Consider the following 26,411-nt stretch of genomic DNA (forward strand, 5'->3'; position numbering starts at 1 on the left):
TAAGTAGCTTACAATTAAATTGTATACAATTTAAATCGAAATGCAACTCGTTTGCTCACGATTGGAGGAATTTTTATGAACCCGTTAGCGTTAGATGAACAACTTTGTTTTCCGTTTTATGCGATTTCGCGTGAAATCACGCGTCGCTATCGTCCGTTACTTGAACCGCTCGGTCTGACGTATCCGCAATATCTCGTCATGCTCGTCGTCTGGGAAGAGGAGGGACAATCACTCAAAGCCATCGGTGAACGGCTCCATCTTGACTCAGGGACGTTAACGCCGTTGCTGAAGAAACTCGAAGCGGCAGATCTCTTGCGACGCGTCCGTAAGCCGGAAGACGAACGGCACATCCAGATCTTTTTGACGGATGCCGGTCGTGCGTTACGGAAACAAGCAGAGACCGTTCCGCTCGATCTTGTCCAGACACTTGACGTCGACAAAGAAGACTTACGCGTCGTTAAAGCGGCACTGAATCGTCTCGTCATGAAAATGAGCGACCCGGATTAACCGGATCGCTCATTGTCTTATTTACGGCGGAAGCCTTCTTCTTCGAGATAGTTTGCTGCTTCCTTGTACGAGTTGAACGCACCGTCGAGGAGATCGCCAGCGTAGACGAGCCACGTGTCGATATCTTCATTGAGTAACGTCAATTCGAACTGGTTATCGTTGACCCATGTTTCTTCGAGTGTTTCAACGGACTGGACCGTTGAGAGCGCTTTGATTGCATCTTCTAATAAGAGGATCAACGCAGGCTCTGAAAATTCACGGATATTGACGAAGCCTTTTTCGTCGGTTTCATAACCTGGTAGACCAGCGGCATAGACGAAGCCGTTCCCGTTCGGATGCAAATGATAGACAAGATTCTTCTTCTCATATTGGCTATCCGGGAATTGGAAATTGACGCGCTTCAGCGAGACATCTTTTCGGACGAGCTGTGGGAAGGTCTCGATAATTCGTAGTTTTTCTTCAAAAGTTAACATGGTTCCTCCTTGGTGTTACAGTTCTTCACTTCTATATATGCGATGAAATCGAACAAAATGTCAACCGTTGCAATGAAACCTGGCAGCGATTTTAACCGTAAATGGAAACGAAAGGAAGTGTTTTTTGATGTCTACTGTACAATGGCATGCATTGCCAGAACGATCGATTCGAGCAGAACGACTCGGATTGTTGCCGTTACACGGCTTGATCGCCGTCATTTTGATCGGAACGACGATTACCCAAGTCATGTGGCTCGACCTGACACCCTGGTGGATGGGCATCGTCGGTCTGCTTTGGCTGATCTATTTCATTCCCCGTATCGTCTACATACCCGTTCTTCGCTTGAAGTATATGCGTTATCGCATCGATGAGGAATTTCTCGTCGTCCGCAACGGCATCTTCTTCCGTCGCGAAGTCACCGTGCCGCTCGTCAAGGTGCAATTGATCGATAGCCAAACGGGACCGATCCTGCGTCGTTATGACTTAATCACATTTGATATTCGGACAGCATCAGGATTCGTCACGTTAACTCGTCTCGACCGCGCGCAAGGGGACGAACTGCGAACACAAGTCGAACGATTCGCGAAACTCGAGGAACGGGAGGAGGAATCGTTATGACGCGGCGCGTCCATCCGCTGTTCATCGTGATGTCGAGCATCTCGATCATCCGCTCGCTCCTGATTCCATTTGCTGCCTTGATTTTAAATGCGATTCGTAAAGGGGAAATCAACACCTATACGTGGATCGGTATCAGTGTCGGGATTGTGTTCGTCCTCTTATACGGGATCGCCTCCTGGTATTTCTATACGTTCACGATCGATGCCGAGACAATCCGGGTCCGCAAAGGGATTTTCCAAAAAAGTGAACGGACGACGCAACGTAAACGGATCGAGTCGATCGGCATCCAGCAAAATGTCATCGAACGACTGCTTCGTCTTGCGACATTGACCGTCGAGACGTCGTCCGAGAGCGGAACCCCGGAAGTCGAACTAAAGGGAATCCGGCTCGATTTTGCGAAAGAACTGAAGTCGTCGATTAAAAACGAGGAACAGCTCGTCGTCGAAGAACAACAGGCGGAAGTCGCCTATACGATCCCGGTCCGCGATTTGGCATTAGCCGGTGCCTTGTCAGGACGCGTCGGACTTGCGCTCGTCGGGATCGGAACCGCTTATCAGTTCATCGATCAGTTCATTGAACGGTATGTCGATCGACTGTTCTCGGAGCTCGCTCATTTATCGTTGTTCGTCTTGACGGGACTTGGTGTCCTCGTCTTACTCGTCATCTACGTCGGCTCGATTATCGTCTATATCTTGAAATACGGTTCCTACCGTGCCGTCTTGCAAAACAATCGCTTATTGATCGGGTACGGAATGTTGAACCGGACCGAAGTTGCGTTTCATGCCGATAAGATTCAAGCCCTCGTCATTCAAGAAAGCTGGATTCAGCGTTTGATCGGACGAGCGAGCCTGTCCTTACACATCATCTCGGCGACTGGAGAGAAGGAGCGACTGCTGCTCCATCCGTTCATCCGAACGAACGAGATTGATGCGTTCCTGGCGACGTATCTGCCGCGCTTTCGTCAGTTCCACCCGCAGCACGATGTTGCACCGATCGGCTTCCGCTACCGGGTTCGTTGGCCGTTACTCGGTTATGCACTGTTGTTTACGGCACTAAGCAGTGTCGTCATCATCGTTCTTGATTCTTCCTGGCGCTTCTTGATCTTGCTTCTATTTATCTGGTTACCGTTCTATTACCTCGCAGTGCGCAGCGGTTACCGGAAAACACGTTTCGGAACCGGACACGATCTCTTGATGTTACGCAAACAATGGGTTCAAAAAGAGACCGTCTATACGCCACGACTGAAGATCGAGGAATTGACCTGGTCCGTTTCGCGCTGGCTCGAAGCAAAGGAGATTGCCCGGATTGAGATTCAACTGCGAGGCAATACTGCGTTTAACGCGCTCTATTTTGAACGAACGGATATCGATGCCTTACAGCGCTGGTATAAACAATCGTTCCTTTCGACCCCGTTAGCAGGGGAAGTGAAAACCGACGACGAATAAGGAAAGACTCACTGTCGGAAAGGAAGCGAAGCACATGCGCAAATGGGGAATCGGCATCGTGTTGCTCGTCACGTGTCTGCTACTGTTCATCATCTATGACGGATACCGGATGCAAGAAACATTGATTGGTCAGTCGGATGCTTCTCCGATTCTGAAAACGACGAGAACGGACGGACAAGTGACGAAAGACGAGACATGGTTCAAACAAACGAGCGAAACAGAGCAATGGTCGAAGGACGGAATCGTCCGCTTCGGGCGTTATCTACCGGTTGACGATAGCAAACAGACAGTCCTCCTCGTACCGGACGAAATCGGATTTTCGCAAACCGGTGTTTATGCGCTTGCCCGCTATTACCATGATGCTGATTTTAACGTCCTCTTGATTGAACGACGGGGACAGGAACGAACCGGCGGCGTCCGGAACTACGGTTGGCTCGATCGACTGGATGTCTTGGAATGGACGAAGCGCCTGCTTGCTGAAAACGGAGACGATACACGGATCGTCTATCACGGACTTGGTGTTGGCGGGGCAACCGTCTTACTCGCTTCTGGCGAGACCGTACCGACACAAGTCCGGTCAATCGTTGCCGAAGGGGCTTACGCCCGACTCGACGACTGGTTCAGTCTACTCGCAGACGAACAGATTCGTTACCCGGCACTGCCGTCTCTGACGGTTGCGAGCATGTGGAACAAAGGCGAGCAGGATTTCTTTTATGGTGACGTCTCGGTGACGCGCCAAGCAACGAAGAGTCGGGTTCCGACAATGTTCATTCACGGAATGAAGGACGACCTCGTTCCGGTCCGGATGATGTATGAACTGTATCAAGCAAAAACGGGATTAAAACAATTGTATCCGGTTCGTGGTGCCGGTCATGACGAGACGTATACGATGGACCCGGACAACTACGAAAAACGATTACGCTTATTCTTGCAACCATACTTGCGGGAGATGTAAAGAAGGGAAGACTGATGCATGCAAACGACACATCCATCCTACTACTGGGTCGGGTCCGACGAACCATTCGTCGACACGCAGCAGATCGACCAGATCGGTCGGGTGGCGCTCGGGCGATTCGGAGGCTGTTCAAGAAGCGGTCAGTATAAAAACGAAGACGGGGTTGCCATCTTGATCGGCGACGATTGGGAGATGACTATCGTCTTAGACGCTCATCAGACAGCGGATAGTGCGGCACTTGTCTTACAGCAGTTGGCACAACACGAGTCGCGCATTCGGACTGATCTGGATGCACCACTTACGGAAGCATTCCGACGGATCGAGACGACCGTGCTTGATCTGTTTCAAGATCCGGACTTTTTAGCGACGTGTGCGACGTTGCAAGGCGAGACGGCTTGTCTGATTGCGGTCCGCAAAGGACGGTTCATCTGGTGGTTCTCGGTCGGTGACGTCGTCTTGTATTTGTTTCACCCAGATTTGATGAGGATGGGACAAGCTGCTTTGAACCAGCGTCAGTTCTATGAATGGATTGGACGCGCGAACACGTTTGCGTTACCGGTGCCGAGTTATACACGAGGTGTCCGCGAATTGCGCCAAGGCGAGAATCAGTTGTTCGTGACGACGGATGGTTTGCTTGAGTGCCCGGGAATCCCATATGCTGACGCAGTGCAGATCGAGGAAACTTTACGATCAGGTGGTGTCAAAGAACTTCTCTCGACGCTCGAGGCACATGGCGTTCGTGACAGCACGACGGTCGTTACGTGGACCGTCACGATTGAGGAAAGCGTCACCCAACCTAGTGATACATGAAATAACCCGCGCTCCTGCTTGAGCGCGGGTTATTGTTATTCTGTTTCAGGCGTTTGTTCCTGTTGCTGATCGAGTTCGACTGGTTCATGGTCCACGGGTGGCTTCGCTTCAGCCAACGGGAAGGCGATGCCCGCACTTGTCAGCAAGGTGATCAAGGCGGCGCTCGTCAATGTTTGACGCATGGTCCGGCACGTCCTTTCTGTCTGATTCCGACACTATATTTTAATAATTCTGAACATTCTTCATCGTTTCGTCAAGCAATCTTTTACTTCCACTACGTATTTTTCCCAAAAACCCAGTATACTTAAACATGAAAAAGGGGGAAATCGATTGAAATTAACGAAAGCCAACACACGTCAATTAGAAAACGTTTTACCACGCTTGAACCTGAATGTCGCAGAACCGGACCGGACGGAGATTGAAGACCGTCTGCGGGCAGATATCTATGAAGCCCAGCGGAAACAACGTCCATTCGAAGAGATTCACGGTCTATCCGTCGAGGCACGTCTCGACCAGATGATCGCCGAGTTACCGCAGCGGCACCGGATGGAGACGCAGAAACGCTGGACGCGAAACTATGTCTCGTCGATCCTGATGTTCATCTTCATCGAAGGGATCGATGGATTGTTCCAATTCGCTTTGATTGATTACTTATTCTTCTCGATCATCGCGCTATTTTTGATCGACGCGATGTCACAGGTCATCACGGCACCGAAGATTAAACAAGTCAAACCGCGGGTGTGGATTCAATTCGTCATCAGCTTCATTTTGTTTTCAACCTACAAGGCACTGCTCGTGACGGTCTTCCCGGCACCGGACGTCTTGATTCAAGTCAGCGGCACGCCGTCCTATATCATCGGCATCGCAGGACTCGTTGGTCTCTACATCTACTGGTCGAAGAATCCGTTACGAAAACGCGGCGCATAATTCGCGAGAGGAGAGGATTGCGTGGAGTTCACACATTGGAAACGACGGCTGCAAGATCATTTCGAACGAATGGGTTTTTCCTTACTGACAGAACGCCTAGCGATGCAAGATATGGTCAAACTCGAAGCGACACATGGTGCCTTCCTGTTCTTTCCGGTGACGATCCATCTGTATGAGCGGTCCGGTTGGAAGATGATCGCCTTTGAGACAGAGACGGAGGAGGATTCACAACTCGTCGAGCAACAGATCGCCTCGTTGTTCCAACTCTTGATGGTGACCTTCCAGGAAGAAGAGCGTGAGTTCCTGCTCGGATTTCACGCGAATACCGGTCGTTACCTGACGGACCGTAATGCACCCGTCGGACGGCTCGTCCGTCTGATCGAAGAGTGCTGGTATGACGGTGACGTCCTGCGAGTCGAAACGTTCGATCCGTTTCCGGGACTGTTCGTCGCGCCACCTTTCGCCCATCAAAGTTATGCCTTCATGCCGGAAGAACGGACGTGGCGTTTATCCGTTGGGCGTACTGGACGTCCGGCGAACGATTATCGCTTCGACGGAACGATTTTGTCCCCACACCGCTTACCGGAATCGGAATTATTCACCGTGACACCACATTCGGTATTGTTAGAGGACGAGAACGCAATCCGGACCTTACTGGAAACGGAACGACAAACGATCGCTAATTTCCATGAACGGGCGATGGCAACGATTCGGGCGTACGACCCATCATTTGGTTTTGCTTGGCGCGGGACGCAGACATTTTTCCACGGTGTTCCGGTCAATCCATTCGCACAGCGCTTGTGGCTCGAGAACGGTGTAACGCGATACCGGATTCTACAACAAGGGTCGACGCGGTTGCTCGCTTCCGGTGAGTCCTGTGACGCTGTCATCGAAATGCTCGATGATGCCGTCAGCAGTGAAGAACCGGATGGTCAATCCGTCAGTCCGATTGGTCAACTGATCCTCGGGATTTGGCAACAGATCGAGTCGGACGAAGCGACGTATATCACAAACGTCGACTGCCGCGGCATCTCGCGTACACAAGCCGATAACCGGATTCGCCACGCGCTAGCACGACAAGAGACGATTGATTGGGTGCACCGGGCACCGAACGAAGATGATATTTGTCGCTTTGCCGGTCTGACGTTGACCTTCCCGCATCGTCCGCCAGGTGTCGTCACGATTGAACGAACGGAAGCAGAATAAATAAACGACCAGGTATGTCCGCGCTCGAGCAGACGTACCTGGTCGTTTTTAATGTGTTGGTGTCAGTCGATTAAAGACGACGGACAGGCTGTAATAGATCATGGCTGTCAGACCAGCGATCGTAAAAGAAAGTGGCAGATCAAATGCGTCCTTCGTCGTCAGTACGATGAGCAGGCTCGCAATCACGATGCCGTACACTCCGTAACCGAGGACTGTCGGCACATACGCTAATGTCGTCGATGATCGGTTGATGATCATGCCGATGATAAAGTCGAGTAAGAAGCCGGACAGCAGGATGATCGGCAATGCCACTAAGACATAAAACAAAAATGTTGACCGGAATGATTCATACATCGTATCCGATGCCTGATCTCGGAGCGGTGTATAGGATATGTATGCCAGGACGGTGCAAACGAGGGTGGTGGTCAAGATGACGGCAAGTAATCGTTTCAACATCAAGGTTCCTCCTTTATTTTCCTCTTTGAGTATACTAATCTACATCAAAAAACACACCCTGCTTGAGGATGTGTCGAGAGCGATCTATAACCCGAGCGACACAATCAGCCGCCGAACGTCCTGATCCGCTTGTTTAGGTGTCAAAATCAACAGTTGATCGTCTACGAGGACACGTGTCTGACCACGCGGCGTCAGAATTTCATCTTCACGAATGATGGCGACGACGAGCACATCCTGAGGCATCTCGATATCCTGTAACGTTCTTCCGGCAATCACACTGTTTGTCGAGACCCTGACCTCGATGATTTCCGCTTGCGGATGGGTGACGGTCATGAATTTCAAGAACGGTTCAACCGTCGTATCGTGCTGTGTCTCAAGCCCCATCCGCCGGACGATCCACGGCAAGGCCGTTCCTTGCAAAAGGGCAGACGTCATGACGGTGAAGAAGACGATATTGAAAAGAAGCGGCGCTTCCGCGAGACCACTCGAAAGCGGATAGGTCGCGAGAATGATCGGAACGGCGCCCCGTAATCCGGCTGCTGTGATGACACTCTGTTCTTTGACCGTATACCGAAACGGAAGCAGCGATAAGACGACGGCAAGTGGACGAGCGAGCAGGATCAACGTCAAGACGATGACGGCCGAGACGAATAATGTCCGGGGATCGAGCAGTTGTTTTGGGAAGACGAGCAATCCGAGCATGATGAACATGCCGATTTCTGCTAAATGCGACAAGCTGCCACTGAAGCGTTTGAGCGTCTCGCGGTAGATCATGTCATGATTGTTGATCCAGATCCCGGTCAAATAGACGGCGAGAAACCCACTGGCGTGCAAAATCGTCGCGAGACCATACGAGAAGAGCGCCCCACTGAACAGAAGTGTCGGATAAAGGGCGGACGAGGGCAACTCGATCCGGTTCAGCAGTTGCGTGACGAGATACCCGATTGCGAGACCAACTAGCGTCCCAAGTCCCATCTCGTAGATGAAGGACAGAATACCCGCACCGATCGAGAACGATTCCGGCGCTAACGCAAAGGACGTGAACAAAATCGTCAGGAAGACGGCCATCGGATCATTCGTTCCGGACTCCGCTTCGAGCGTATGTTTGACTTTTGGATCGACCGGTCGTCCACTAAGCAGGGAAAAGACAGCGGCCGCATCGGTCGAGCCAACGAGTGCACCAATCAATAATGCGACCGGCCAAGAAAAATCAAGTAGTAGATACGCGACGATCGCAATGATCCCCGTCGTCGCAAGGACCCCGACGGTCGCAAGCGACAGGGCGGCAGGGAGGATTTTCCGGAAGTGTGCCCACTTCGTATGCAAGCCACCGTCAAACAGAATCAGAACGAGCGCCATCGTCCCAAAGAGACGGGCTTGCTCGAAATCACCAAAGTTGATGATTCCTGTGACATCTGACCCTGCTACGATCCCGACGACGACGAACAGGATCAACGTCGGTACATTTAACCGGACGGCGAATTTCGTCGTGATGATCGCAATCAATAGTAACGTTCCTGCGACGAATAAGATCGCCCCTTCTTCCATCCGACCACCTCTTTCGTGAGAACATGTTCTTCTTTTAGTATACGTTACTTTTTGAAAATTTCGAAAAATAACGTCAAAACGAGGTGTACAAACGAAAAGAAAAAGGAAAACTAGAAACAGAACTATTTGCGTTCAAAATGGAACACAAGGAGGAAAAGGGATGAACATCTGTATCGTCACGGGTGCCAACTCCGGCATGGGGATGGTCACGATTCAAGAATTATTAGAGCGAGGAGATCGGGTCATCGCTACCGTCCGTTCGCAGAAGAAAGCAACGGCACTCGTACAATTACTGCGGGAACATGGTGTATCGCATACGCATCTGGAAATCGAGATTGTCCAACTCGATCAATTGGACTCCGTTCGTCGCTTTGCGGATCGTCTGTTTGATTTAGTCGGTCGCATCGACCGCTTGATCTTAAACGCTGGAGTCATGGTACCGCCGTATCATGTTACGAAGGACGGCTTCGAATCACAATTTCAAGTCAACTACTTGAGTCATTTCTACTTGATCGAGCGCTTATTGCCGTTACTTGAAAAAGGAAACGATCCGCGCGTCATCTCGATTTCGTCGCTCGCTGGTGAAGGCGGCTTGATTCGGACCGACGTCGAACTCGAAGCCATCGCCCACGTCAAAAAAGAACACTATAGCCCGATGCGTTCTTACCGCGAATCAAAGCTCCTGCAAATGATTCATATGCGTGAACTGGCAGAGAAGCACGGCGACCGGATCACGTTCGTCAGCGTTCACCCGGGGATCGTCAATACGGATCTGTTCTACCGCGGCAAGTACGGCAAAGTGATGAAGACGTTACTCAAACCAGTCGCCCAAGTCGGATACTGGACTGGAAAGCTCTATACGCCGGAATACGGTGCGAAGACAGCACTCTACCTCGCAACAACCGACGAGCCTCTTGACAACGGTGGCTACTATGCGGACTCTGCACCCCGTCTCAGCAATCCGATCGTTGAAGACGACGAGTACCGGGCGCAAGTACGGAATCTGTCGCGTCGTTGGGTCGAACTCGTCTAAATACAAAAAAACGACCGGCTCGTGGGAAGCCGGTCGTTTATCCGTTGTGACGACTGGGGGTCAGATCACTCCTAAAGAATACGTTACATTGAAATAAAATTGTGGAATATGAAAAAAATCACAAAATAATGGGCAAACGTGAAATCTTGAAGCAAAAAGGTTTTCTTCTCGCTGTACATTCGTTAGGATAGAGAAGAATTTTTTTGTAACAGGAGGAATAACATGATACGACAAGCTACATCAAAAGACGTTCGAAACATCGCAACCCTACTTGAGCAAAAAGCGCTCTCCCTCAAAGCCAGTGGCAGTAGCCAGTGGTCTGCTTATCTGGAGCAAGACATCGAGCAACTCGTCGCGCGAGATTTAGAAGCAGGTCGTTTGTATGTCTTTGAGGATCAGAACGAGCTGCTTGGTTCCGTTGCCCTGCTTCCTTCGCTCGAATGGGATCAATCCTTGTGGGATGATGTAGAAGGTCTGTATATCCATCGAATCGTCGTTAGCGACCGTGCAAAAGGACAGGGTGTCGGTCGAAAACTACTCGAACACGCGATTGCTGTGACAGAGGATGAAGGAGAAATTCTACGACTTGACTGTGTCGCGACGAACGAGTTTCTCAATGCATATTACGCGTCATTCGGATTCGTCTATCAAGGAACACGGGATGGATTCTCGATTTATGAGTACGAACGCATCGAAGCGACTGCCTGAAGCGGTTCAATCAAGACAACGGTCGTTTCGTTTGGTATGGTAATAGAAAAAGAACGGTTCAAGGAGTGATCGGATGCGACTGAATATCGGCTTTATCGGCTTTGGCAAAAGTACGACCCGTTACCATTTACCGTACGTGATGATCGAGGACAACTATCACGTCACCTGGATTTACAATCGGAAGGAAAAACCGGAGCTGTTCGCATCCTATCAGGATCGACTGCCGGATGCCCGGTTTACGACGGATCTGTCCGAGATGCTCGCTGACCCAAAACTCGACGTCGTCGTCATCAATACACCACCGGCGACTCATTTTGAGTATGCGTTACAAGCGTTACAGCATCAAAAGCATGTTCTCGTCGAAAAACCGTTCACCGTGACGGAAGAAGAGACAAAGCGGTTATTTGCGGAAGCAGCTGTGCAAGGCGTTAAGATTCTCGCCTATCAAAATCGACGTTACGATAGCGACTTCCAAGTCGTCGCGCAAATCATCCGTTCCGGAAAACTTGGACGACTCGTCGAGGTCGTCTCGCAATTTGATCTATTCCGCCCGGAAGCGGCGTCAGCGGACCCGCGTCACGAAAACGGTGCGCTTTACGGGCTCGGCGTCCATACGCTCGACCAAATCATCGCCTTGTTCGGAAAACCGGACAAGGTCGCCTTTGACGTGCGCAGTGTTCGACTGCCGCACAATCCAGACGACGCATTTGCGATCGATCTCTATTATCCGGAGCTGAAGGTGAGTGTCCGGACGAGTCACGTTGCACTCGCCCCGGCCCCACGCTGGATGTTGCACGGGACGAACGGGACGTTCATCAAACAACACGTCGACCGGCAAGAACTTGATTTAAAAGCGAACTACTTCCCAGGGGAAGAAGGTTTCGGTGAGGATTCCGAAGACGATTATGGTCGTCTGATCTATCATGACGAACATGGTCACTTGCAAGACGTCCGAATCCCGAGTCCAGTCGGCGATTACGGCAAGTTGTATCGTGCGTTTTACCGTAGTATCGTTGAAGACGCACCGCTTCCGGTCAAGGAAGAGGACACGTTATTCGTTTCTCATCTGCTCGAACAAGCTTTTGCGCAACCATCACCATATATCTTAACGATTAAAAATTAAATTTTATTTTGATTTCAGGAAGATGACAACTCGACTGCGCCCGTAGGCATGGTCGAGTTTTTTTGATATAAAGAATGAGTGCATTCCTAATTTTTCAGATTTTTCTAAAGAAATGTTGATTATTTTTTCAAAAAGTTGGGAAAAGAGGAGTGTCTCACCAAATCAAACCACAGGGGGTCTATCATGAAACGATTCTTATCCGCATTGCTCGTAGCGGTTGTCATCGTTGGGGTACTCAGCCCTTCGTTGATCGCTGAGGCCGCAACGAAGTTGACCGTGACGACGGATGTCTTGCGTGTCCGTGAAAAACCGTCGACGTCGAGTAAGATTCTCGGTAACGTCTACAAAGGAAACGTCTACACATCAAAAGGAACATCCGGCAGCTGGTATAAAATCAGCTACAAATCCCGCACAGGTTACATACACAAGGATTACGTCAAATCATCCTCGTCGAAATACACGTCGACGGGTACGAAGTATACGACAGTCGGAACACTTAACGTCCGGACGGGTGCCGGAACGAAGTATAAGGTCGTTGCCCAACTGAATAAAGGGGTTGCTGTCGCGACATACGGAACGTCAGGTAGCTGGACACGGATTCTTTATAAGGGAAGCTACCGTTATATCTCGACGCAATATGTATCGAAATCAAAACCATCGACGACGACGAAACAGTTAAATGTTCCGTATTACAACCAGTATTCACTCGGTTATCCGTCGGGTTGTGAGTTCGTTTCGTTGAAGATGGCGCTCGAATACAAGAAAAAAGCCGTCTCAGCTGCGTCGCTTTACAATCAGATGCCAAAGAGCATGAAAAATGCGACATACAAGAACGGGAAGTACTACTGGGCAGATCCGGAAAAGATGTTCACAGGAAATCCAGCCGGTACACTCGATTATTACAAGAACTGGGGCATCTATCCGAAAGGCATCTTGCCACTCGCTAAAAAATACCGCAGTGGTGCAGTCGATATCTCAAAACAAGGTGTTTCAAAGATTGAACGTGAAATTCGTAGCGGAAACCCGGTCATCGTTTGGGCAACCGTCGATTTCAAGAATCCATATGGCTACTTCTCTTGGATCAAACCGGACGGTAAAACTTTCACAGGTTACCGGAACTATCACGTCATGCTCGTGACAGGTGTCTCAAGCGGCTCGTTCTATGTCTCGGATCCATACCGTGGCAAATACAGTGTCAGTCGCTCGCAGTTCACATCCGTTTTCAATCAGACGGGACAATATGCGTTATCTGTTCGTTAAACCCTCATCCGGTCGCTCTAAGGCGACCGGATTTTTGTCATTTTCAGGCATATTGATACGAAATCTACTGTAAAATGAAGGAGTTCACCTGCTAGGTGTGTAAAAGAATGACAATGTATCCATGAAAGGAAGTGAAGAGATGGAAGATCCACGGATCACGCGTCTCGAGCAGGAGGTCGCGGCGTTACGACAACGAGTGGCTGCTCTTGAAGAACAGCACACTTCACCTATCGCACCTGAACCGAGCGAACCAGAAGTGAGTACGGTCGCTCGCCCAGCCCCGCGTCCTGCCTATACGAAACGAAAACCGGTTGTTCCTCAACCAACGTTCAAGGAAAAGCGCTCCCGCGAAGAATGGGAACAGGTCATCGCGACCGTCTGGTTACCCCGGATAGGAGCGATATTTGCTGCACTCGGGGCTTTGTTCCTCTTCTCCTATGCCTCGGTTGCCGGTCTGATCAGTCCGCCTGTCCGTATCGGAAGTGGGGTGTTGATTGGTCTACTCGTCATTGCCCTCGGAGAATACCAGTATGAAAAGAAACGACGTGAGCTTGGGGTCGGACTCGTCGCGACCGGTACGATCGTCGCTTTGGCGGCACTGTTCGCCGGAATGGCCTTATATCAATTCTATCCACCGTCTTTAGCCTTCTTACTTGAGCTCGTCGTCGTCTTCATCGCGTACGGTTTGATGCTCTGGATGCGATCGCAAGCCTTACTCGTCCTCGTATCCATCACCGGTTTCTTATTACCGTATCTACAATTATCGGACGAGCCGAACTTACCGCTCTTCTTATTGTACGAAGTCGTCTTGTTCGCAGCGATCTTCTTTGCCGTTGACCGACTGAAGGCAAAGAAAGCGTTCGTCTTCGCTTGGGTGATCTTTACGATTGCACTCGCGTTTGGATTGTTGTCGTTGACGCTCTCACTGTACGACGATGGTGTCCCGCAACTCGATGAATGGTCTCTCTTACTTGCGACATTCTTCGGTTACGGCGCAACGTCTTTCGTCGGACGACGGATTCAGTTTCAGCCAAACGCCCCAAGCTGGCTTGCTGGTGTTGTCGTCTTGCTGACGTTACTGATTCTTGATTGGTCGTTCGGGACGCTAATCGCGATTCTGTTTGCTGGCGTTGCCTACGTGCTCGCTGATCGATTAAAGGATTCGGCGCAAAACGGCGTCGGTCACGTTGCCTTACTCGTCGCCGTCCTCTTGATTCCGGCAGATGCCATCAGCTGGACGTATCAACTGCGCTACTTCTTGATTGCCGGGTTGATCGCCGCATTTTGGTTCGTTCCGCGGGCGCGGATGCCGCATCAACGGTTGTTTAACGTCGGCTTGTATGTCGTCTTCATCTTTTCTGCCGTCGTTGATTATGAATCCTATCAAAGCTTAGGTCTGTCTTACGCCTTGACGGTGCTCGCTATGGTCATTGCTTCGACAGCATTCGTCTTGCTCCTCGTTCAGACACATCGTGATCCGGTCTGGAAAGGGTCATGGCAACTTGTTCTCGTCTTAGCTGCGATCGGTGTCTTTACGACCTATACGTTGATTATCATGGAGTTACCGTTCTACCGCGGTCTTGAAGAAACGGCGCGTAGTACGACGTTGTCCGCTGCCTATATCGTCCTCGCACTCGTCCTTGTCGCGATCGGTCGGATGCGGACGTCGTCGACGTGGCGATTGTCCGGATTGTTGTTGCTGACGATCAGTGCCGTCAAGCTTTTATTGTTCGATTTGTCGTTCCTGAGCTTATTCCAAAAAGCGTTCGTCTTCATTGGCTTCGGGATCGTCACATTCATCATTTCACGGACGTACTTCAAAAAACGAAAAGAACAAGCCTGACGAAGAGCTTGAATCGGTTGAAATGAACCGGTTCAAGCTTTTTTAATTGCGCAAAAATTTTTATTGATAACGATTATCATTGTCGTCTATACTATTTAAGGAACTGACTTAATTAGTAACAGGGGGAACCATACATGAAACAAGCATTATTGATGACAGGGGCGCTCGCCGTCGTTTTAGCAGGTTGCAGTGAAGCGAAACAAGCGGAGACACCGGCACCAAAAAAGACGAATTTTGATCAGGTCGTCACGGATTACCGAACGTATGCGATCAACGAAATCGATGCGTTCGTCCGCGAGACGGAAAGGTTCACCGATGCCGTCCAAGCTGGCAAACTCGAAGAAGCGAAAGCGTTGTACGCGCCAACACGGATGCACTACGAACGTGCAGAACCAATCGCGGAAGTGTTCGGTGACCTCGATCCGAAAATCGATGCGCGAGCAGGCGACGTTAAAGCGTCGGAGTGGGGTGGCTACCACCGAATCGAGCAAGGGTTATTTGAAAAGGGAACGACAAAAGGCTATGAAGCATACGCGAAACAATTGATGAAGGACGTTCACTTACTGCGGGCGAAGGTCGAGACGGTCGAGGTGACACCAGAATTACTCGTCACGGGGGCGACAGATTTACTAAACGAAGTCTCGACGTCAAAAGTAACAGGGGAAGAGGATCGTTATTCGCATACCGATTTATATGACTTCGCAGCAAACGTCGAGGGTGCTGAAAAAATCTACGAATTGTTGAACCCGGCGCTAAAAAAACAAGATGCGGCGTTATCAAAAGAGATCGCTGCTCGCTTCAAGGATGTCCACGCGTTACTCGATGCGAAGAAACAGGGTGACGGCTACGTCCTCTATACGAGTCTTTCAAAACAGGACGTCAAACAAATGAGTGTCGCCATCAATGAACTCGCGGAACCGCTCTCGAAGATGGGCATCGTACTGGAGGGATAAGCATGAAACCAATCCAAGAAGGTGTCACGCGGCGTGACGTCCTGAAGGTCGCAGGCTTGACGAGTCTCGGAGCCGCCCTGTACGCCAGTGGTCTTGAAAAGTTCCTCCCGCGGACATTGACTGTCGAAGCCAGTGATCAAGAGCCGTTCTACGGGACGTATCAAGCAGGAATTCTGACGCCACCACAAAATCACGTCCAGGTCGTGGCGTTTGATATCAAGACGGAGCGACGCGATGAGTTAGTCGATTTATTAAAACGCTGGACGCGGTTATGTGCCAGACTTGCTGCTGGTTTACCGTACGGTGATTCCGACTCCCGTTACGTGCCACCGGAAGATACGGGGGAAGCGGATGGTCTATCTGCCGGGCACTTGACGTTTACGTTCGGGTGCGGTCCAAGTCTGTTTGACGGTCGTTTTGGCATCCGTCATAAACGACCGGAGGCGCTCCAACCGTTGCCGACGTTCGACCTCGATCGTTTAGACGAAAAATGGAGTGGAGGCGACCTCGTCGTCCAAGTCTGTGGTGATGATGCGCAAGTCGTCTTCCATGCCATCCGTAACCTCGTCCGTGTCGGGCGTGGAACGGTCGCGATGCGGTGGTTCCAAGCTGGTTTCCAGCGCAGCAAAGCAGCAGATGCCTCTGGTGGAACCCCGCGCAATCTATTTGGTTTCAAGGACGGTACGGGAAATCCTGACGTCTCGAAGAAGCAGGTCCGGAAAGAATCGCTCTTTTGTCAGTGGCAAGACGGGACACCGTGGTTGACGAACGGCTCGTTCCTTGTCGTCCGTCGCATTCAGATGCATCTCGAAGTCTGGGACCGGACGATTCTAAAAGAGCAAGAACGGACCTTCGGACGCGAGCGTGCTTCCGGGGCGCCGCTCGGCTCAACAGACGAGTTCGCTTCCGTCACACCAGCGAAACGACAAGCTCGTGGCGAAGCTGCCTTACCGGTTGACTCGCATACCGCTGTCGCGCATGGAGACGGGAAGACAGCCATCTTACGCCGTTCCTACTCGTATCAGGACGGCATCGATGAAAAGACGGGTGCCCTTGATGCGGGTCTGCTCTTTTTATCGTATCAGCGTTCACCGAAACAATTCATCGAGATTCAGCGTCGCCTTGCCGCACAGGATCGATTGAATGAATACATCACGCACCGTGGAAGTGCCATCTTCGCCTGCTTCGGTGGGATTTCAAAAGGAGGCTATATCGGTGATGCGTTATTTGCGTAATCTTGCCCTTTTACTTGTACTCCTTATGGCCGGTCAACACACGGTGCCTGTCCATGCTGCTTCGACGGATGATCTCTATGTCGCGATCGGACAAGCCTTGTCCGCTGTTGCAAGTGAAGACCGCGCGGCACTGAATCAAGCGATCGATGAACTGAATCAAGCATCCAAAGACTTACCGGAACAGCAAGCGGCAATCATGAAAGCTGTCAAACAGGTCGATGCGAAACGGTCGGCAACGTTTCCGGAAGTCCGCGAGCAATTGACGGCTCTCTCTGCTGCTGTCCGGAAGCAGGAAGAAGCAACGAAACCGAAGACGGATCCGGTTGCGAAAGCAAAAGTGAAGCAATTGCTTTCGTTGACGAAAGAGATGCGGCAGGTCAAGGCGAGCGATCGTCCGGCAGCGGAGCAACGGTTGTTGACCGCATGGGCGACGCACGAGAGTCTTGTTCGCAACGACAGTGTCGGTCACTATGGCAACATCGAGATGGCACTTGCTTCGATCCGGATCGCGGCGGCGCGTGATTCCGCGGATACGAAGGAATGGAAAGCCGCACTTAATCAGTTCGATACGGCCGTTCAGTCTTTCCTCGACGGAGAGCAAGTCCAGGCGAAGAAAACGGGACTGCAGTCGCTGCTGACGCCACTCGAGGAGGCGCAAACCGCACTAGCTGCAAATGATTTACCGAAAGCGAAACAAGCACTCGAATCGTTTCTGAAGACCTGGCCACGTGCGGAAGGCGAGGTCCGGACACGTAATGAAGGTCTCTATTCCCAGCTTGAATCAGATGTACCACTGTTACTTGCCCGCCTGACGCCGGAAACGCGGGAAAAGACGGCACAAGAACTCCAGTCGTTTGAGAATGCTATCGCACAATTACAAACGAAGACGCATTATACGTTCGTCGATGCAATGCTCGTCATGCTGCGGGAAGGTCTCGAAGCGTTACTGATCGTCAGTGCGCTCGTTGCTTTCGCTCGCAAAAGTCGTTCAAAACAAGAAGGGAAGGTCTGGGCAGGTGCTGGTCTTGGTCTGATCGCAAGCGGTCTGTTAGCGCTCATCCTCCAGACGGTCTTTCAGGCCTCGTTCGCGGCGACGGGTCGGGAACAAATTGAAGGCTATACAGGAATCGTCGCGGTCGTCGTCATGTTGTTCGTCGGCTACTGGTTGCACTCGAAAAGCGCCGTCGCCAAACGAAAACACTTTTTATCGACGCTTTCGACGACGTCCTTGTTCTTCGTCAGCTTCTTAACGATCTTCCGGGAAGGCGCCGAGACGTTGTTGTTCTACATCGGAATGGCACCAGCGATGACGAAAACTGCCTTGTTATCCGGAATCGGACTCGCGATCGTCATCATCGGTCTCGTCTCGTATGCGGTCATCCAGATTGGTGTTCGTTTACCGATCCATCGTCTGTTCCAAGTCGCGTCCTGGTTGATTTATGTGATGGCGTTCAAGATTCTTGGTACGAGTCTGCACGCGTTGCAACTGACGAACGTCTTACCGATTCGTCCGATCAATGGACTCGGAACCGCCGGCTGGATTGGTTTCTACCCAACGCTCGAGACACTCATTCCGCAAGGTGTCCTGATGATTCTGATTGCCTTGTTTACGATCTGGCAAAAGCGGCGCACAGCAGCAATCCAGACTGCTGCTTGATCCATTTTTCAATTTCAGGTTTCAACTATTATGTTTCGGGTATAATTTCTTATCAGCAGCTTGCTGCATGAAAGAGAGGGATTTTTATGCTTGAAACACGCATCGTACGAAACATGACCGCTGTCGACGCAGAAGTGACGAGCCTCAAATCAAGTGGCTATTCGAATAAACAGATCTACATCTTTGCTAAAGACGAAGAACTCGCGGAACGCATCGCGAATGACACGCAGACGTTACCATACCGCGTGACGAAGAAGTCGTTCTTTGAGACGTTATTATCAGCCGTCCGGAGTAACCGTAATGACCGAATTGCTCAATTGTCCGAGCTTGGCATGACGAAGGATGTCGCTGAGGATCTAGAAGATGAAGTCCGTCACGGGCGGATCGTCATCGTCGGTTCGAAGTCAGATTTACTGAATCCAGCGTTCGCGGCGTCTTACGTGACGGATGAAGCAACCGATTATGGTGCTGGCGTACCAAAACTTGAAGACGAGGAAACGACGACGACGTTACCAGCCGATCAAAACGTCAAGTTAAAAGATGAATGATACATAAGCCTCCTGTTTCTCAGCGTAGAGACAGGAGGCTTTTGTTTAGCCTTCTCATGGAAGGGAATGGGAAAGTTGAGAGGAGGAGAGACAATGCAATTCTTATATGTCGGTTATTACGATGCTGAGCGGATGGATGCTTTATCGAAGGAAGAGATCGATGCTTTGATGTCGCGTTGTGATGTGTTGATGAACACCTTCAATGAACAAGTCGATGTCCTATCAGACTGGCACCCGGGTCTTACGACACAAGCATTTTACTGGCAGGATGGGGTCGTACAGAAGAAAGTAGAGCCGGATCGAGCGCATGGAGAGCAGATTGGCAGTTTGATTGTCTTTGAAGCACGTGATTTGGATCATGCGATGGAACTGGCTTCTCTTCATCCGACGACTCAAGTCGCAGAAGGGGAATCTTACGGTTGGCGCGCAGAAGTCCGTCCATTATCAGGTACCTCTTGATGTATGGATTATGGACGACATTTACGACTCAAGCCGGACAACGCGACCACGTCATCGCCCTGTTACTTGAAGCTGCGGCTTCTTTAGAGACTCATCCGAGTTGTCTACACTACATCATCAGTAGTTCTGACGAACCGGATGTGCTACATGTCCGTGAAATCTGGACGGATGCCGCTGCACACCTCGCGTCTTTAGAGTTACCGGTGACGCGGCGTTTGATTACGCAAGCGCGTCCGTTGCTCGAGCGTGTTGAACGCGTGCTCGAAGACCACCCGCTCGGTGGCAAAGGACTCATGTAAACCAAAAACCCCTCCTCTAGTCGAGAAGGGGTTACATGCTGTTAGGTTGTCTTCTACTCAATATCGATGACGTCCGACGCTCGCACCATCCGGCGCATACCTGTCGATGTGACGAGTTCAATCGTTCCGCGGTCATGAAAAATCGCTTGGATCGAACCGGATACCGTATCGAGTTGTTTTAATCGGACGTGGACCGTCTGTCCGGTCCGGACTGCACGTTCCATGATGTGTTGTAAGGAGAGGCGATCACGAACAATCGTCTCTTCGCGTGATTGATACAGATGTTCAAGATGAAGGATATGCTGGCGTGAAGTCAGTTGTTTCCACTTGCGATTCGATCGTTTTTTAGATGCGAACATGGCTGACCACCTCCTGAATTGAGTCGTACGCTAAACAGTCGTGCGCTCTGCTTCAGATAATTCCCTTCACGAACCGTGCTTAAACACGTGCTCCTGACATTTTTTCACGAAACGCCTCGATTGCCGCAATCGCTTCTTGATCGTGCTCGACCTCACCTGGTGCATTCCCTTCGGCAAGAATCGCTGTCTCAAGCGTCGCGCCAAGGAACGATGCGATATGCTCGAACTGCGTGACGAGCGCTTGCCCTTTAACGCGTGGATTGTCTCCTCCGACCGCGATCAAGTGGAATCGTTTCCCCGCCATCCGGTTTTTGAAGTCGAGCTCTTCGTCGCGCAGTGACTCGCTGAATCGATCGATGAATAATTTCATCTTCGTCGACATCGAGTACCAGTAAATCGGAGTGATGAACAGGATGTCATCGTGAAGAAGCATCTCTTCGACGATCCGGCGATAGTCATCACCGATCGGCAAAAAGCCTCCGTGATGACGGCGGTCTTCGATCGGCTGAATCGAGACGTTCGCCAAATCGACAGCAACATGAAGGAGGTCTTTCAATGCTTGTTCCCCGAGCCATTCACTGTTTCCTTTTCGTGAGCTACCAAAAATCGTATACATATCGTGCATCTCCTTTTGAATTCGATTGTTCTATTCTATTCCAAACTGAACTGTCAATACACCGATATGCTCACAATTGGTTTTGAATAAGGGTTTTGCGGAAAAAGACAAGAAGACGAAAAACAAATAGGGGAGGAACGGTCGAATGGAGAGAAGCACGCTCATTGCGCTAGAAAAACACTTATATGCCATCCACCTCGAGATGGATGGACTGGCGCGACTCATTACGAAACAATTGATTCATTTGAGCCAAGTGGCTGCATCCGTCGAACATTTTCGACGGATGAGCTTTGATATCTATAAACATCGGACGTCACTCGAGCAGATCCCGTCACAAGTCTTGTATGAGACGGCACTCGACTACGAAGACTGGCTCGAGGAAGAGTTTGATGAGATTCCTGCTAGCTGGCAACTGGCGACGAAAGAAGAGGAGGCACTCGAGCAGCTCTGGTGGTTCGAATTCTCACGAATTCAAGCGGAGCTCGAAGAATGGCTCAGTCTCTATCTGATTCGCCGGATTCGAGAAGACGTTCGTTATATGCCACCGGTGATCGAGAAAAATGCCTATGCTTTATCAGAGGATGCCCGCCATGTCTTTTGGCGCCTCTTACAACGCTCCGTCGCGAAGCCTTCATCAAAGATCAAGGCGAACCAACTGTCATGTCGGATGGGCATCGCTGAGATTGCCCGCTGTGCCCGACTTAATCAAGACCGGACGCGTCGTGCGATTGGTGAACTAACGCGTCGTGGTCTGATTGCGATCGAGGAGGATGATGAGAAGCTAAAAATGCGGCTCCGCCTTCAAGTCATCTGATTGAAGGCGATGAACCGTTCGATCATACGTTCATCCCGACGTGCGGATGGACCGATCCAAATCAGGTGACCGGGACTTTTCGATTCAATGAACTGCGCGTGAGGAATGCTCCGTCGTGCGTGTTCCGCATGCTCGAACGGAACAGCACGGTCTGACTTCGAATGGACGATCAAGACGGGACACGTGACGGCTTCAAGCCGTTCTCGTTCGATGTCTTGTGTGATATCAAACAAGACACCTCGCCCAGGACCATTTTGGAGACCAACTTCATACAACAACGATGCATCCGTCTCACTAATATGAGTACGGATTGTTTCGCGTGGTAAAAGACTCGTCATCTCGACCATCCGAACCGCTGCTTCTTCAGGAAACTTGCGAATCTTATCCTTCACGTATGTCCAGAGCCCCCACTGGATGAACTGTAAAGGACGTTGTAAGACCGGTTGTATCAGAAGCCGGTGATAGGGAAGCGAGATCCGGTGTGTCATTGCACACGCTAAGACGAGAGCATCAACGCCTGGATCCATTCCAGCAAGCGCGATTGCTGTCGGTCCACCGGCAGAGATGCCGTAAACGGTGTACTGTTTAATCTGGCGGGATGCCAGCCACCCAGCGTAGAACGTTGCAAGTGCCTCCGGACTATCAGCGAGCTGAAGTGGTGTTCTTCCATATCCCGGACGCGATGGCACGATGACTCGATATCCTGCAGCAATTAATTTTTCGACATGGTAGACTTCCCGGTAATCCGACTGCGTACCATGAATCAAAAGAATGATGGGACCACTTCCGCTATCCCGGTAATCAAAGCGCTGACCGTTCCATTCTGCAATATAATGCATCCAAATTCTCCTATCTCTTAATTATTACCATTTTATTGTTAATCTCGAATTTATTTTCATGTATACTGTAAAGTATAACCAAACCATTGTGACTTAGGAAATGAGGATGCGTAGTGTCAAACGAAAAATTAACGAACCGTGACCGCTTACTTGCTGTACGAGAAATCTTCGAACGTCAGTCGGATGAAGACCATACGTTGACGCTTGAGGAATTGAGCATGGAACTCTCGAAACGAGGATTGATCGAGAAGTTATCCCGAAAATCGTTGAAGGATGATATTGCGGCACTTGCCAAATCAGGTTTCGACGTCGTGGCGGAAGAGACGAAGAATGGGCTTGCCATTCCGTATCATCTCGTCAGTCGTCCTTTTGAGCATCATCAGCTCCGATTGCTCGTCGATGCCATCGCCAGTGCGAAGTTCATCTCGGAAAGTGAGACGACGTCGCTCGTTCAGACGATTCAGTCGTTGACGAGTGATAAGATGGCGGAGTCACTCCAACCGGTGCTACATACTGTCAAAAAACCAAAAGGAATGACGTCGCGCTCGATCGATACGATCCAGAAAGCAATTAGCGATGGTTTCATCATCAGTTTCCAGTACCAAGGAAAGTTTAACGAACGGACACGAAAGTTCGAGTTACGGAAGGATGGCGAGCATTACCTCGTTTCTCCGGCTCATCTGTTGATGGATAACGGGAATTATTATTTGATTGGACGCGATGAGCGGATCAAAGAGATCCGGACGTACCGGGTCGACCGAATTGTCGATTGTAAAGCGTTCGAACCGATGGAAGAACCGGTCCATGTCGAGCCGAGTTACTTAAGTAACATGTTCAATATGTACGGGGGAGAGAACGAACAGTTGACGCTTAAATTCCAGGAGAGTCTGATGCCGACCGTCGTTGACCGGTTCGGAACAGATATCCGTTGCCGTCGCCTCGATGATCTCTGGTTCGAGGTCAAAGTTGATGCGCTCTTTTCAGATGGCTTCATGATGTGGCTGATTCAGTTCGGCAATCAGGCGGAAATCATCGCACCTGTCGAACGTCGGGAGACATTCAAGAATAAGGTGGCAGGTCTTGCGACGATGTACCAAGTCGAAATACCTGCTCTCTGAGAGCTGAAGCAAGGTTCACTTGACCGTGGATCTTGCTTTTTTTAATTGTCGAGCAAAAAACTTTTTGTCGTTTTTTGTCGGATATTCATATTTGAATATTTTAAGCGAATAGTTCCAGTTACTATTAAGGGTATCTGATACTTATGTAGGAGGAACGACATGCAACAGATGGAAAAAAGCCAATCAAACGGGATGCGGAAACTAGCTGCTTTCCTCTTCTTCGTTTGTTTATCCTATACTTCGTGGTACTTATTCTCACTTTTTGTCTTTCATCTCGTGTTTCCAGAAGATGTCGTGACATCCTTAGATATCGTCGTGTTCGGATTTAGTCCGGTCGTCGCTCTTGTCGTCACCATCGGCTCGCTACGCTTGATCGAACGACGCATGAAACCTAAATTCACACCCCTTTTATTCATCGGGTACACGTTCTCGACAAGTGTCTTGATTTATTACGCGGTCGTGAACGAACTTCTGCCCCGACTGTGACTTGCAACTCCCTAACAATTGGCATATGCTACGCTTATAGCTTGCTAGGTAAGGGGGGATACGATGAACGCACAGTATATCCTAGACTGGATGCCGCTCGTGATTCCTGTCGGTGCCATCGTCTTTATTGTCGTCATTGCAAAAAAAGCTTCGAAAATCGATGCTGAAAAGTAAGGAGACTCCAATCAGGGAGTCTTTTTTTATTGGCTTCTGTTGGTACTTTATTCACGCGATTTCCCTATTGTGCAAAAACATAACGTCATCCATTTCTATGGTATAAAGGAACTAGGCGAAAGACCTAATATTAGGAAATCATGGAGGGACAGATGAGACAAAGAACCGTCATGACTTTACTTGCACTCAGTCTACTGCTTACCGTATGTATGATGAAAAAACCAACGTTGACGCCAAAAGCCAGTACCATCGATCTCACCATCGCCGTCGTCGGAACGGCTCCAATTCTTACGCAATCACCGGACTTCCACTCGATTGATCTGCAGGAGATCAAAGGAGATTTACGACGATACGACGCCGTCATGATTATGCCGGAGTACTTACATCAGGCAGCGGGACGTGACTATGCCACCGTCTACCGGAAGGCGCAGATTCCCTTTTTCTTTATCGGCTCTCAAAAATCCATCGAACCGTTTCTTGATCCGAGTCTATCCTATGAGGAAAGCATCTCGGTGCCGAATCCGACGTTTGCGGCTGGTATGCTCTATGACGATACACAAGAGACGACCTGGTTGTTTGGTGAGGGAATCGAACGACCGAATCGTTCAGAGCAACTGAAGATCTATCAATCGATCTTTCAAACGATTGAACAGAGTCACTTAGCAAAGTAACGCTTGAATGAAACAGACCGAAGCGCTCGGAAGTACATCTACTTCCAAACACTTCGATCTGTTTTTTCGTCAATCGAGTTGTTTCGTCGGGGCTAAGACGATTTCCCGGATGTTGACATGTTGCGGTTGCTCGAAGGCGAATAAGACAGTGTCCGCGACGACTTGCGGATCGAGTCCACCGTCAATCGACTGTTTCCATTCGTTGTAGCCGTCCTTAATCGCGTCACTTGTCGTATGACCGAGCAGTTCTGTCTCGACAACACCTGGTGCAATCGTCATGACGCGGACACCATGGGACGCGACTTCACCTCGAACGTTCTCACTCATCGCGTGGACGGCGAATTTCGTGCCGACGTACGCGGCGTGGTCTGCGAACGTCTTTTTACCGGCAATCGAGCTGATGTTGATGATCGTGCCTGTCTTCCGTTTCACCATCGAGGGAAAGACAGCTTGCATCCCGTGTAAGACACCGAGCGCGTTGACGTCAAACATCTCTTCCCATTCTTCCGCATCTTGTGTCTCGATTTGACCGAGTAACATCCGACCCGCATTATTGATGATGGCTTCGACCGGTCCGAACGCTTCCGTCGCGTCTGCTAAAGCAGCATCGAGGGCAGCTCGGTCGCTGGCTGCGACTTGGCGAATCAAGACATCGTCTGAAGCAAGGTTCGCCAGACGATCAATTCGTCGTCCGAGCAATAAGACGCGGTACCCTTTCTGAATGAACGTTCGCGCAATCGCATGCCCGATTCCTGACGTAGCACCTGTGATGGCAATGAATCCTGTTTTCATAATATCGTCTCCTTATTTGATATGATAAATTGAAGATAACAGAGGGAAACCAATCCGAGAAGTACGCACTTTTAGGTCAGTCGGTTACCTTTTGGTAAGGGAGGGAAAGGTATGCTGTATCTAAATGAGTTCGATGCGACGATGCGTCAGATTCAAGGCAAGTGGAAAGTGATGATCTTGTACGAGCTGCATGAGGAAGGTGCGGTACGTTTTAATACGCTGGAGCGTTATATCCAGGACGTCTCACCGAAGACGCTGACACAGCAACTGAAGCAACTCGAACAAGATGGCTTGATTACGCGGACCGTCTACCCGGAAATCCCACCCCGCGTCGAATATGCGTTGAGCGAGAAAGGTGTTTCCTTGATTCCCTTACTCGATGCGATCTGCGACTGGGGTCTTGCGACGACACCACGCAACCAATTGATGCGCATATTATGCGACGAGGAAGCCCCCGCTCCATGAGCAGGGGCTTTTT

31 protein-coding genes are annotated in these 26,411 nt (G+C 50.3%); 23 read left to right on the forward strand and 8 right to left on the reverse strand.

Annotated features, from left to right (window positions below; all coding sequences use genetic code 11):
* The first annotated feature begins 75 nt into the window (after positions 1–75).
* On the forward strand, positions 76–507 hold the full coding sequence (locus L985_RS08575; RefSeq protein ID WP_047395490.1) for a MarR family winged helix-turn-helix transcriptional regulator: 432 nt from the start codon (positions 76–78) through the stop codon (positions 505–507).
* A gap of 17 nt (positions 508–524) precedes the next feature.
* Here the strand turns inward: L985_RS08575 and L985_RS08580 are convergent, their stop codons facing one another.
* Complete coding sequence (locus L985_RS08580; RefSeq protein ID WP_023468294.1) at positions 525–980, reverse strand: hypothetical protein; 456 nt, start codon at positions 978–980, stop codon at positions 525–527.
* Positions 981–1,107: 127 nt separating this feature from the next.
* Here L985_RS08580 and L985_RS08585 point away from each other — a divergent pair, with 127 nt between their 5' ends.
* From L985_RS08585 to L985_RS08600, 4 genes are read left to right on the forward strand one after another with little or no spacing between them, the layout of a single operon-like run.
* Positions 1,108–1,599 carry a PH domain-containing protein gene (locus L985_RS08585; protein ID WP_047395487.1) on the forward strand — a complete coding sequence of 164 codons (492 nt, stop codon included), beginning with the start codon at positions 1,108–1,110 and terminating at the stop codon, positions 1,597–1,599.
* Complete coding sequence (locus tag L985_RS08590; protein ID WP_071908792.1) at positions 1,596–3,044, forward strand: PH domain-containing protein; 1,449 nt, start codon at positions 1,596–1,598, stop codon at positions 3,042–3,044. Before L985_RS08585 ends, L985_RS08590 begins: the two co-directional genes overlap by 4 nt.
* 34 nt (positions 3,045–3,078) lie before the next feature.
* Complete coding sequence (locus L985_RS08595) at positions 3,079–3,999, forward strand: alpha/beta hydrolase (protein WP_047395483.1); 921 nt, start codon at positions 3,079–3,081, stop codon at positions 3,997–3,999.
* 18 nt (positions 4,000–4,017) lie between these two features.
* On the forward strand, positions 4,018–4,809 hold the full coding sequence (locus L985_RS08600) for a PP2C family serine/threonine-protein phosphatase (protein WP_047395478.1): 792 nt from the start codon (positions 4,018–4,020) through the stop codon (positions 4,807–4,809).
* A gap of 35 nt (positions 4,810–4,844) precedes the next feature.
* On the opposite strand, the gene L985_RS16955 is transcribed toward L985_RS08600, so the two are convergent.
* Entirely contained in the window at positions 4,845–4,991 is a 147-nt protein-coding gene (locus L985_RS16955) for a hypothetical protein (RefSeq protein ID WP_158513341.1), read from the reverse strand.
* Positions 4,992–5,139: 148 nt separating this feature from the next.
* On the opposite strand from L985_RS16955, the gene L985_RS08605 reads away from it, so the two are divergent.
* The gene (locus L985_RS08605; RefSeq protein ID WP_047395471.1) at positions 5,140–5,736 is read left to right on the forward strand and encodes a DUF1129 family protein; all 597 of its coding nucleotides are present in this window, start codon (positions 5,140–5,142) and stop codon (positions 5,734–5,736) included.
* Between the two features lie 21 nt (positions 5,737–5,757).
* Complete coding sequence (locus L985_RS08610; RefSeq protein WP_047395470.1) at positions 5,758–6,942, forward strand: hypothetical protein; 1,185 nt, start codon at positions 5,758–5,760, stop codon at positions 6,940–6,942.
* 48 nt (positions 6,943–6,990) lie between these two features.
* Here L985_RS08610 and L985_RS08615 read toward each other — a convergent pair whose 3' ends face one another.
* Both L985_RS08615 and L985_RS08620 read right to left on the reverse strand, forming a co-directional pair.
* A complete protein-coding gene (locus L985_RS08615) occupies positions 6,991–7,398 on the reverse strand; it encodes a hypothetical protein (RefSeq protein ID WP_047395468.1) in 408 nt (135 codons plus the stop codon).
* 84 nt (positions 7,399–7,482) lie between these two features.
* Entirely contained in the window at positions 7,483–8,946 is a 1,464-nt protein-coding gene (locus L985_RS08620; protein WP_047395465.1) for a potassium/proton antiporter, read from the reverse strand.
* Between the two features lie 160 nt (positions 8,947–9,106).
* Between L985_RS08620 and L985_RS08625 the strand changes: the two genes are divergently transcribed.
* The 11 genes from L985_RS08625 to L985_RS08675 all read left to right on the forward strand — a co-directional run bounded on the left by L985_RS08625 (position 9,107) and on the right by L985_RS08675 (position 20,064).
* On the forward strand, positions 9,107–9,979 hold the full coding sequence (locus L985_RS08625) for an SDR family NAD(P)-dependent oxidoreductase (RefSeq protein WP_029341696.1): 873 nt from the start codon (positions 9,107–9,109) through the stop codon (positions 9,977–9,979).
* Positions 9,980–10,201: 222 nt separating this feature from the next.
* Positions 10,202–10,687 carry a GNAT family N-acetyltransferase gene (locus L985_RS08630; RefSeq protein WP_047395463.1) on the forward strand — a complete coding sequence of 162 codons (486 nt, stop codon included), beginning with the start codon at positions 10,202–10,204 and terminating at the stop codon, positions 10,685–10,687.
* A gap of 73 nt (positions 10,688–10,760) precedes the next feature.
* A complete protein-coding gene (locus L985_RS08635; RefSeq protein ID WP_047395460.1) occupies positions 10,761–11,810 on the forward strand; it encodes an oxidoreductase in 1,050 nt (349 codons plus the stop codon).
* 183 nt (positions 11,811–11,993) lie between these two features.
* Positions 11,994–13,070 carry a C39 family peptidase gene (locus L985_RS08640; protein WP_047395456.1) on the forward strand — a complete coding sequence of 359 codons (1,077 nt, stop codon included), beginning with the start codon at positions 11,994–11,996 and terminating at the stop codon, positions 13,068–13,070.
* Positions 13,071–13,191: 121 nt separating this feature from the next.
* A complete protein-coding gene (locus L985_RS08645) occupies positions 13,192–14,913 on the forward strand; it encodes a DUF2339 domain-containing protein (RefSeq protein WP_235609819.1) in 1,722 nt (573 codons plus the stop codon).
* 134 nt (positions 14,914–15,047) lie between these two features.
* Positions 15,048–15,866, forward strand: coding sequence for an iron uptake system protein EfeO (efeO, locus tag L985_RS08650; RefSeq protein WP_047395449.1), 819 nt, complete (start codon positions 15,048–15,050; stop codon positions 15,864–15,866).
* Positions 15,867–15,868: 2 nt separating this feature from the next.
* Entirely contained in the window at positions 15,869–17,101 is a 1,233-nt protein-coding gene (gene efeB / locus L985_RS08655) for an iron uptake transporter deferrochelatase/peroxidase subunit (protein ID WP_442856707.1), read from the forward strand.
* Positions 17,085–18,758, forward strand: a complete 1,674-nt coding sequence (locus L985_RS08660; RefSeq protein ID WP_047395442.1) for an FTR1 family protein — start codon at positions 17,085–17,087, stop codon at positions 18,756–18,758. Before efeB ends, L985_RS08660 begins: the two co-directional genes overlap by 17 nt.
* A gap of 86 nt (positions 18,759–18,844) precedes the next feature.
* Entirely contained in the window at positions 18,845–19,306 is a 462-nt protein-coding gene (locus tag L985_RS08665) for a YflT domain-containing protein (RefSeq protein ID WP_023468312.1), read from the forward strand.
* Positions 19,307–19,399: 93 nt separating this feature from the next.
* Positions 19,400–19,765: a YciI family protein gene (locus L985_RS08670; protein ID WP_047395438.1), complete on the forward strand. Its 366-nt coding sequence runs from the start codon at positions 19,400–19,402 to the stop codon at positions 19,763–19,765.
* The gene (locus L985_RS08675) at positions 19,765–20,064 is read left to right on the forward strand and encodes a putative quinol monooxygenase (protein ID WP_029341704.1); all 300 of its coding nucleotides are present in this window, start codon (positions 19,765–19,767) and stop codon (positions 20,062–20,064) included. The genes L985_RS08670 and L985_RS08675 overlap by 1 nt, the downstream gene beginning before the upstream one ends.
* Positions 20,065–20,117: 53 nt before the next feature.
* On the opposite strand, the gene L985_RS08680 is transcribed toward L985_RS08675, so the two are convergent.
* On the reverse strand, positions 20,118–20,423 hold the full coding sequence (locus L985_RS08680) for a hypothetical protein (RefSeq protein ID WP_047395435.1): 306 nt from the start codon (positions 20,421–20,423) through the stop codon (positions 20,118–20,120).
* A 79-nt stretch (positions 20,424–20,502) separates the two neighbouring features.
* Complete coding sequence (locus L985_RS08685; RefSeq protein ID WP_047395432.1) at positions 20,503–21,039, reverse strand: flavodoxin family protein; 537 nt, start codon at positions 21,037–21,039, stop codon at positions 20,503–20,505.
* Between the two features lie 145 nt (positions 21,040–21,184).
* Between L985_RS08685 and L985_RS08690 the strand changes: the two genes are divergently transcribed.
* Positions 21,185–21,853 (forward strand): hypothetical protein, encoded by a 669-nt coding sequence (locus L985_RS08690; protein WP_029341707.1) that lies wholly within the window; start codon positions 21,185–21,187, stop codon positions 21,851–21,853.
* Here the strand turns inward: L985_RS08690 and L985_RS08695 are convergent.
* Entirely contained in the window at positions 21,841–22,692 is an 852-nt protein-coding gene (locus tag L985_RS08695; RefSeq protein WP_047395429.1) for an alpha/beta fold hydrolase, read from the reverse strand. The genes L985_RS08690 and L985_RS08695 overlap by 13 nt on opposite strands.
* A gap of 113 nt (positions 22,693–22,805) precedes the next feature.
* Between L985_RS08695 and L985_RS08700 the strand changes: the two genes are divergently transcribed.
* From L985_RS08700 to L985_RS08710, 3 genes are all read left to right on the forward strand, one after another.
* A complete protein-coding gene (locus L985_RS08700; RefSeq protein WP_047395426.1) occupies positions 22,806–23,810 on the forward strand; it encodes a helix-turn-helix transcriptional regulator in 1,005 nt (334 codons plus the stop codon).
* A gap of 159 nt (positions 23,811–23,969) precedes the next feature.
* Positions 23,970–24,296: a hypothetical protein gene (locus L985_RS08705; protein WP_029341710.1), complete on the forward strand. Its 327-nt coding sequence runs from the start codon at positions 23,970–23,972 to the stop codon at positions 24,294–24,296.
* A 326-nt stretch (positions 24,297–24,622) separates the two neighbouring features.
* On the forward strand, positions 24,623–25,141 hold the full coding sequence (locus L985_RS08710) for a hypothetical protein (protein WP_047395423.1): 519 nt from the start codon (positions 24,623–24,625) through the stop codon (positions 25,139–25,141).
* Between the two features lie 69 nt (positions 25,142–25,210).
* On the opposite strand, the gene L985_RS08715 is transcribed toward L985_RS08710, so the two are convergent.
* Positions 25,211–25,933, reverse strand: coding sequence for an SDR family oxidoreductase (locus L985_RS08715; protein ID WP_047395420.1), 723 nt, complete (start codon positions 25,931–25,933; stop codon positions 25,211–25,213).
* A 111-nt stretch (positions 25,934–26,044) separates the two neighbouring features.
* Between L985_RS08715 and L985_RS08720 the strand changes: the two genes are divergently transcribed.
* On the forward strand, positions 26,045–26,398 hold the full coding sequence (locus L985_RS08720; RefSeq protein ID WP_029341713.1) for a winged helix-turn-helix transcriptional regulator: 354 nt from the start codon (positions 26,045–26,047) through the stop codon (positions 26,396–26,398).
* Positions 26,399–26,411 lie beyond the last annotated feature (13 nt).

Source organism: Exiguobacterium sp. ZWU0009, from assembly GCF_000798935.2.
Classification (GTDB): domain Bacteria; phylum Bacillota; class Bacilli; order Exiguobacteriales; family Exiguobacteriaceae; genus Exiguobacterium_A; species Exiguobacterium_A acetylicum.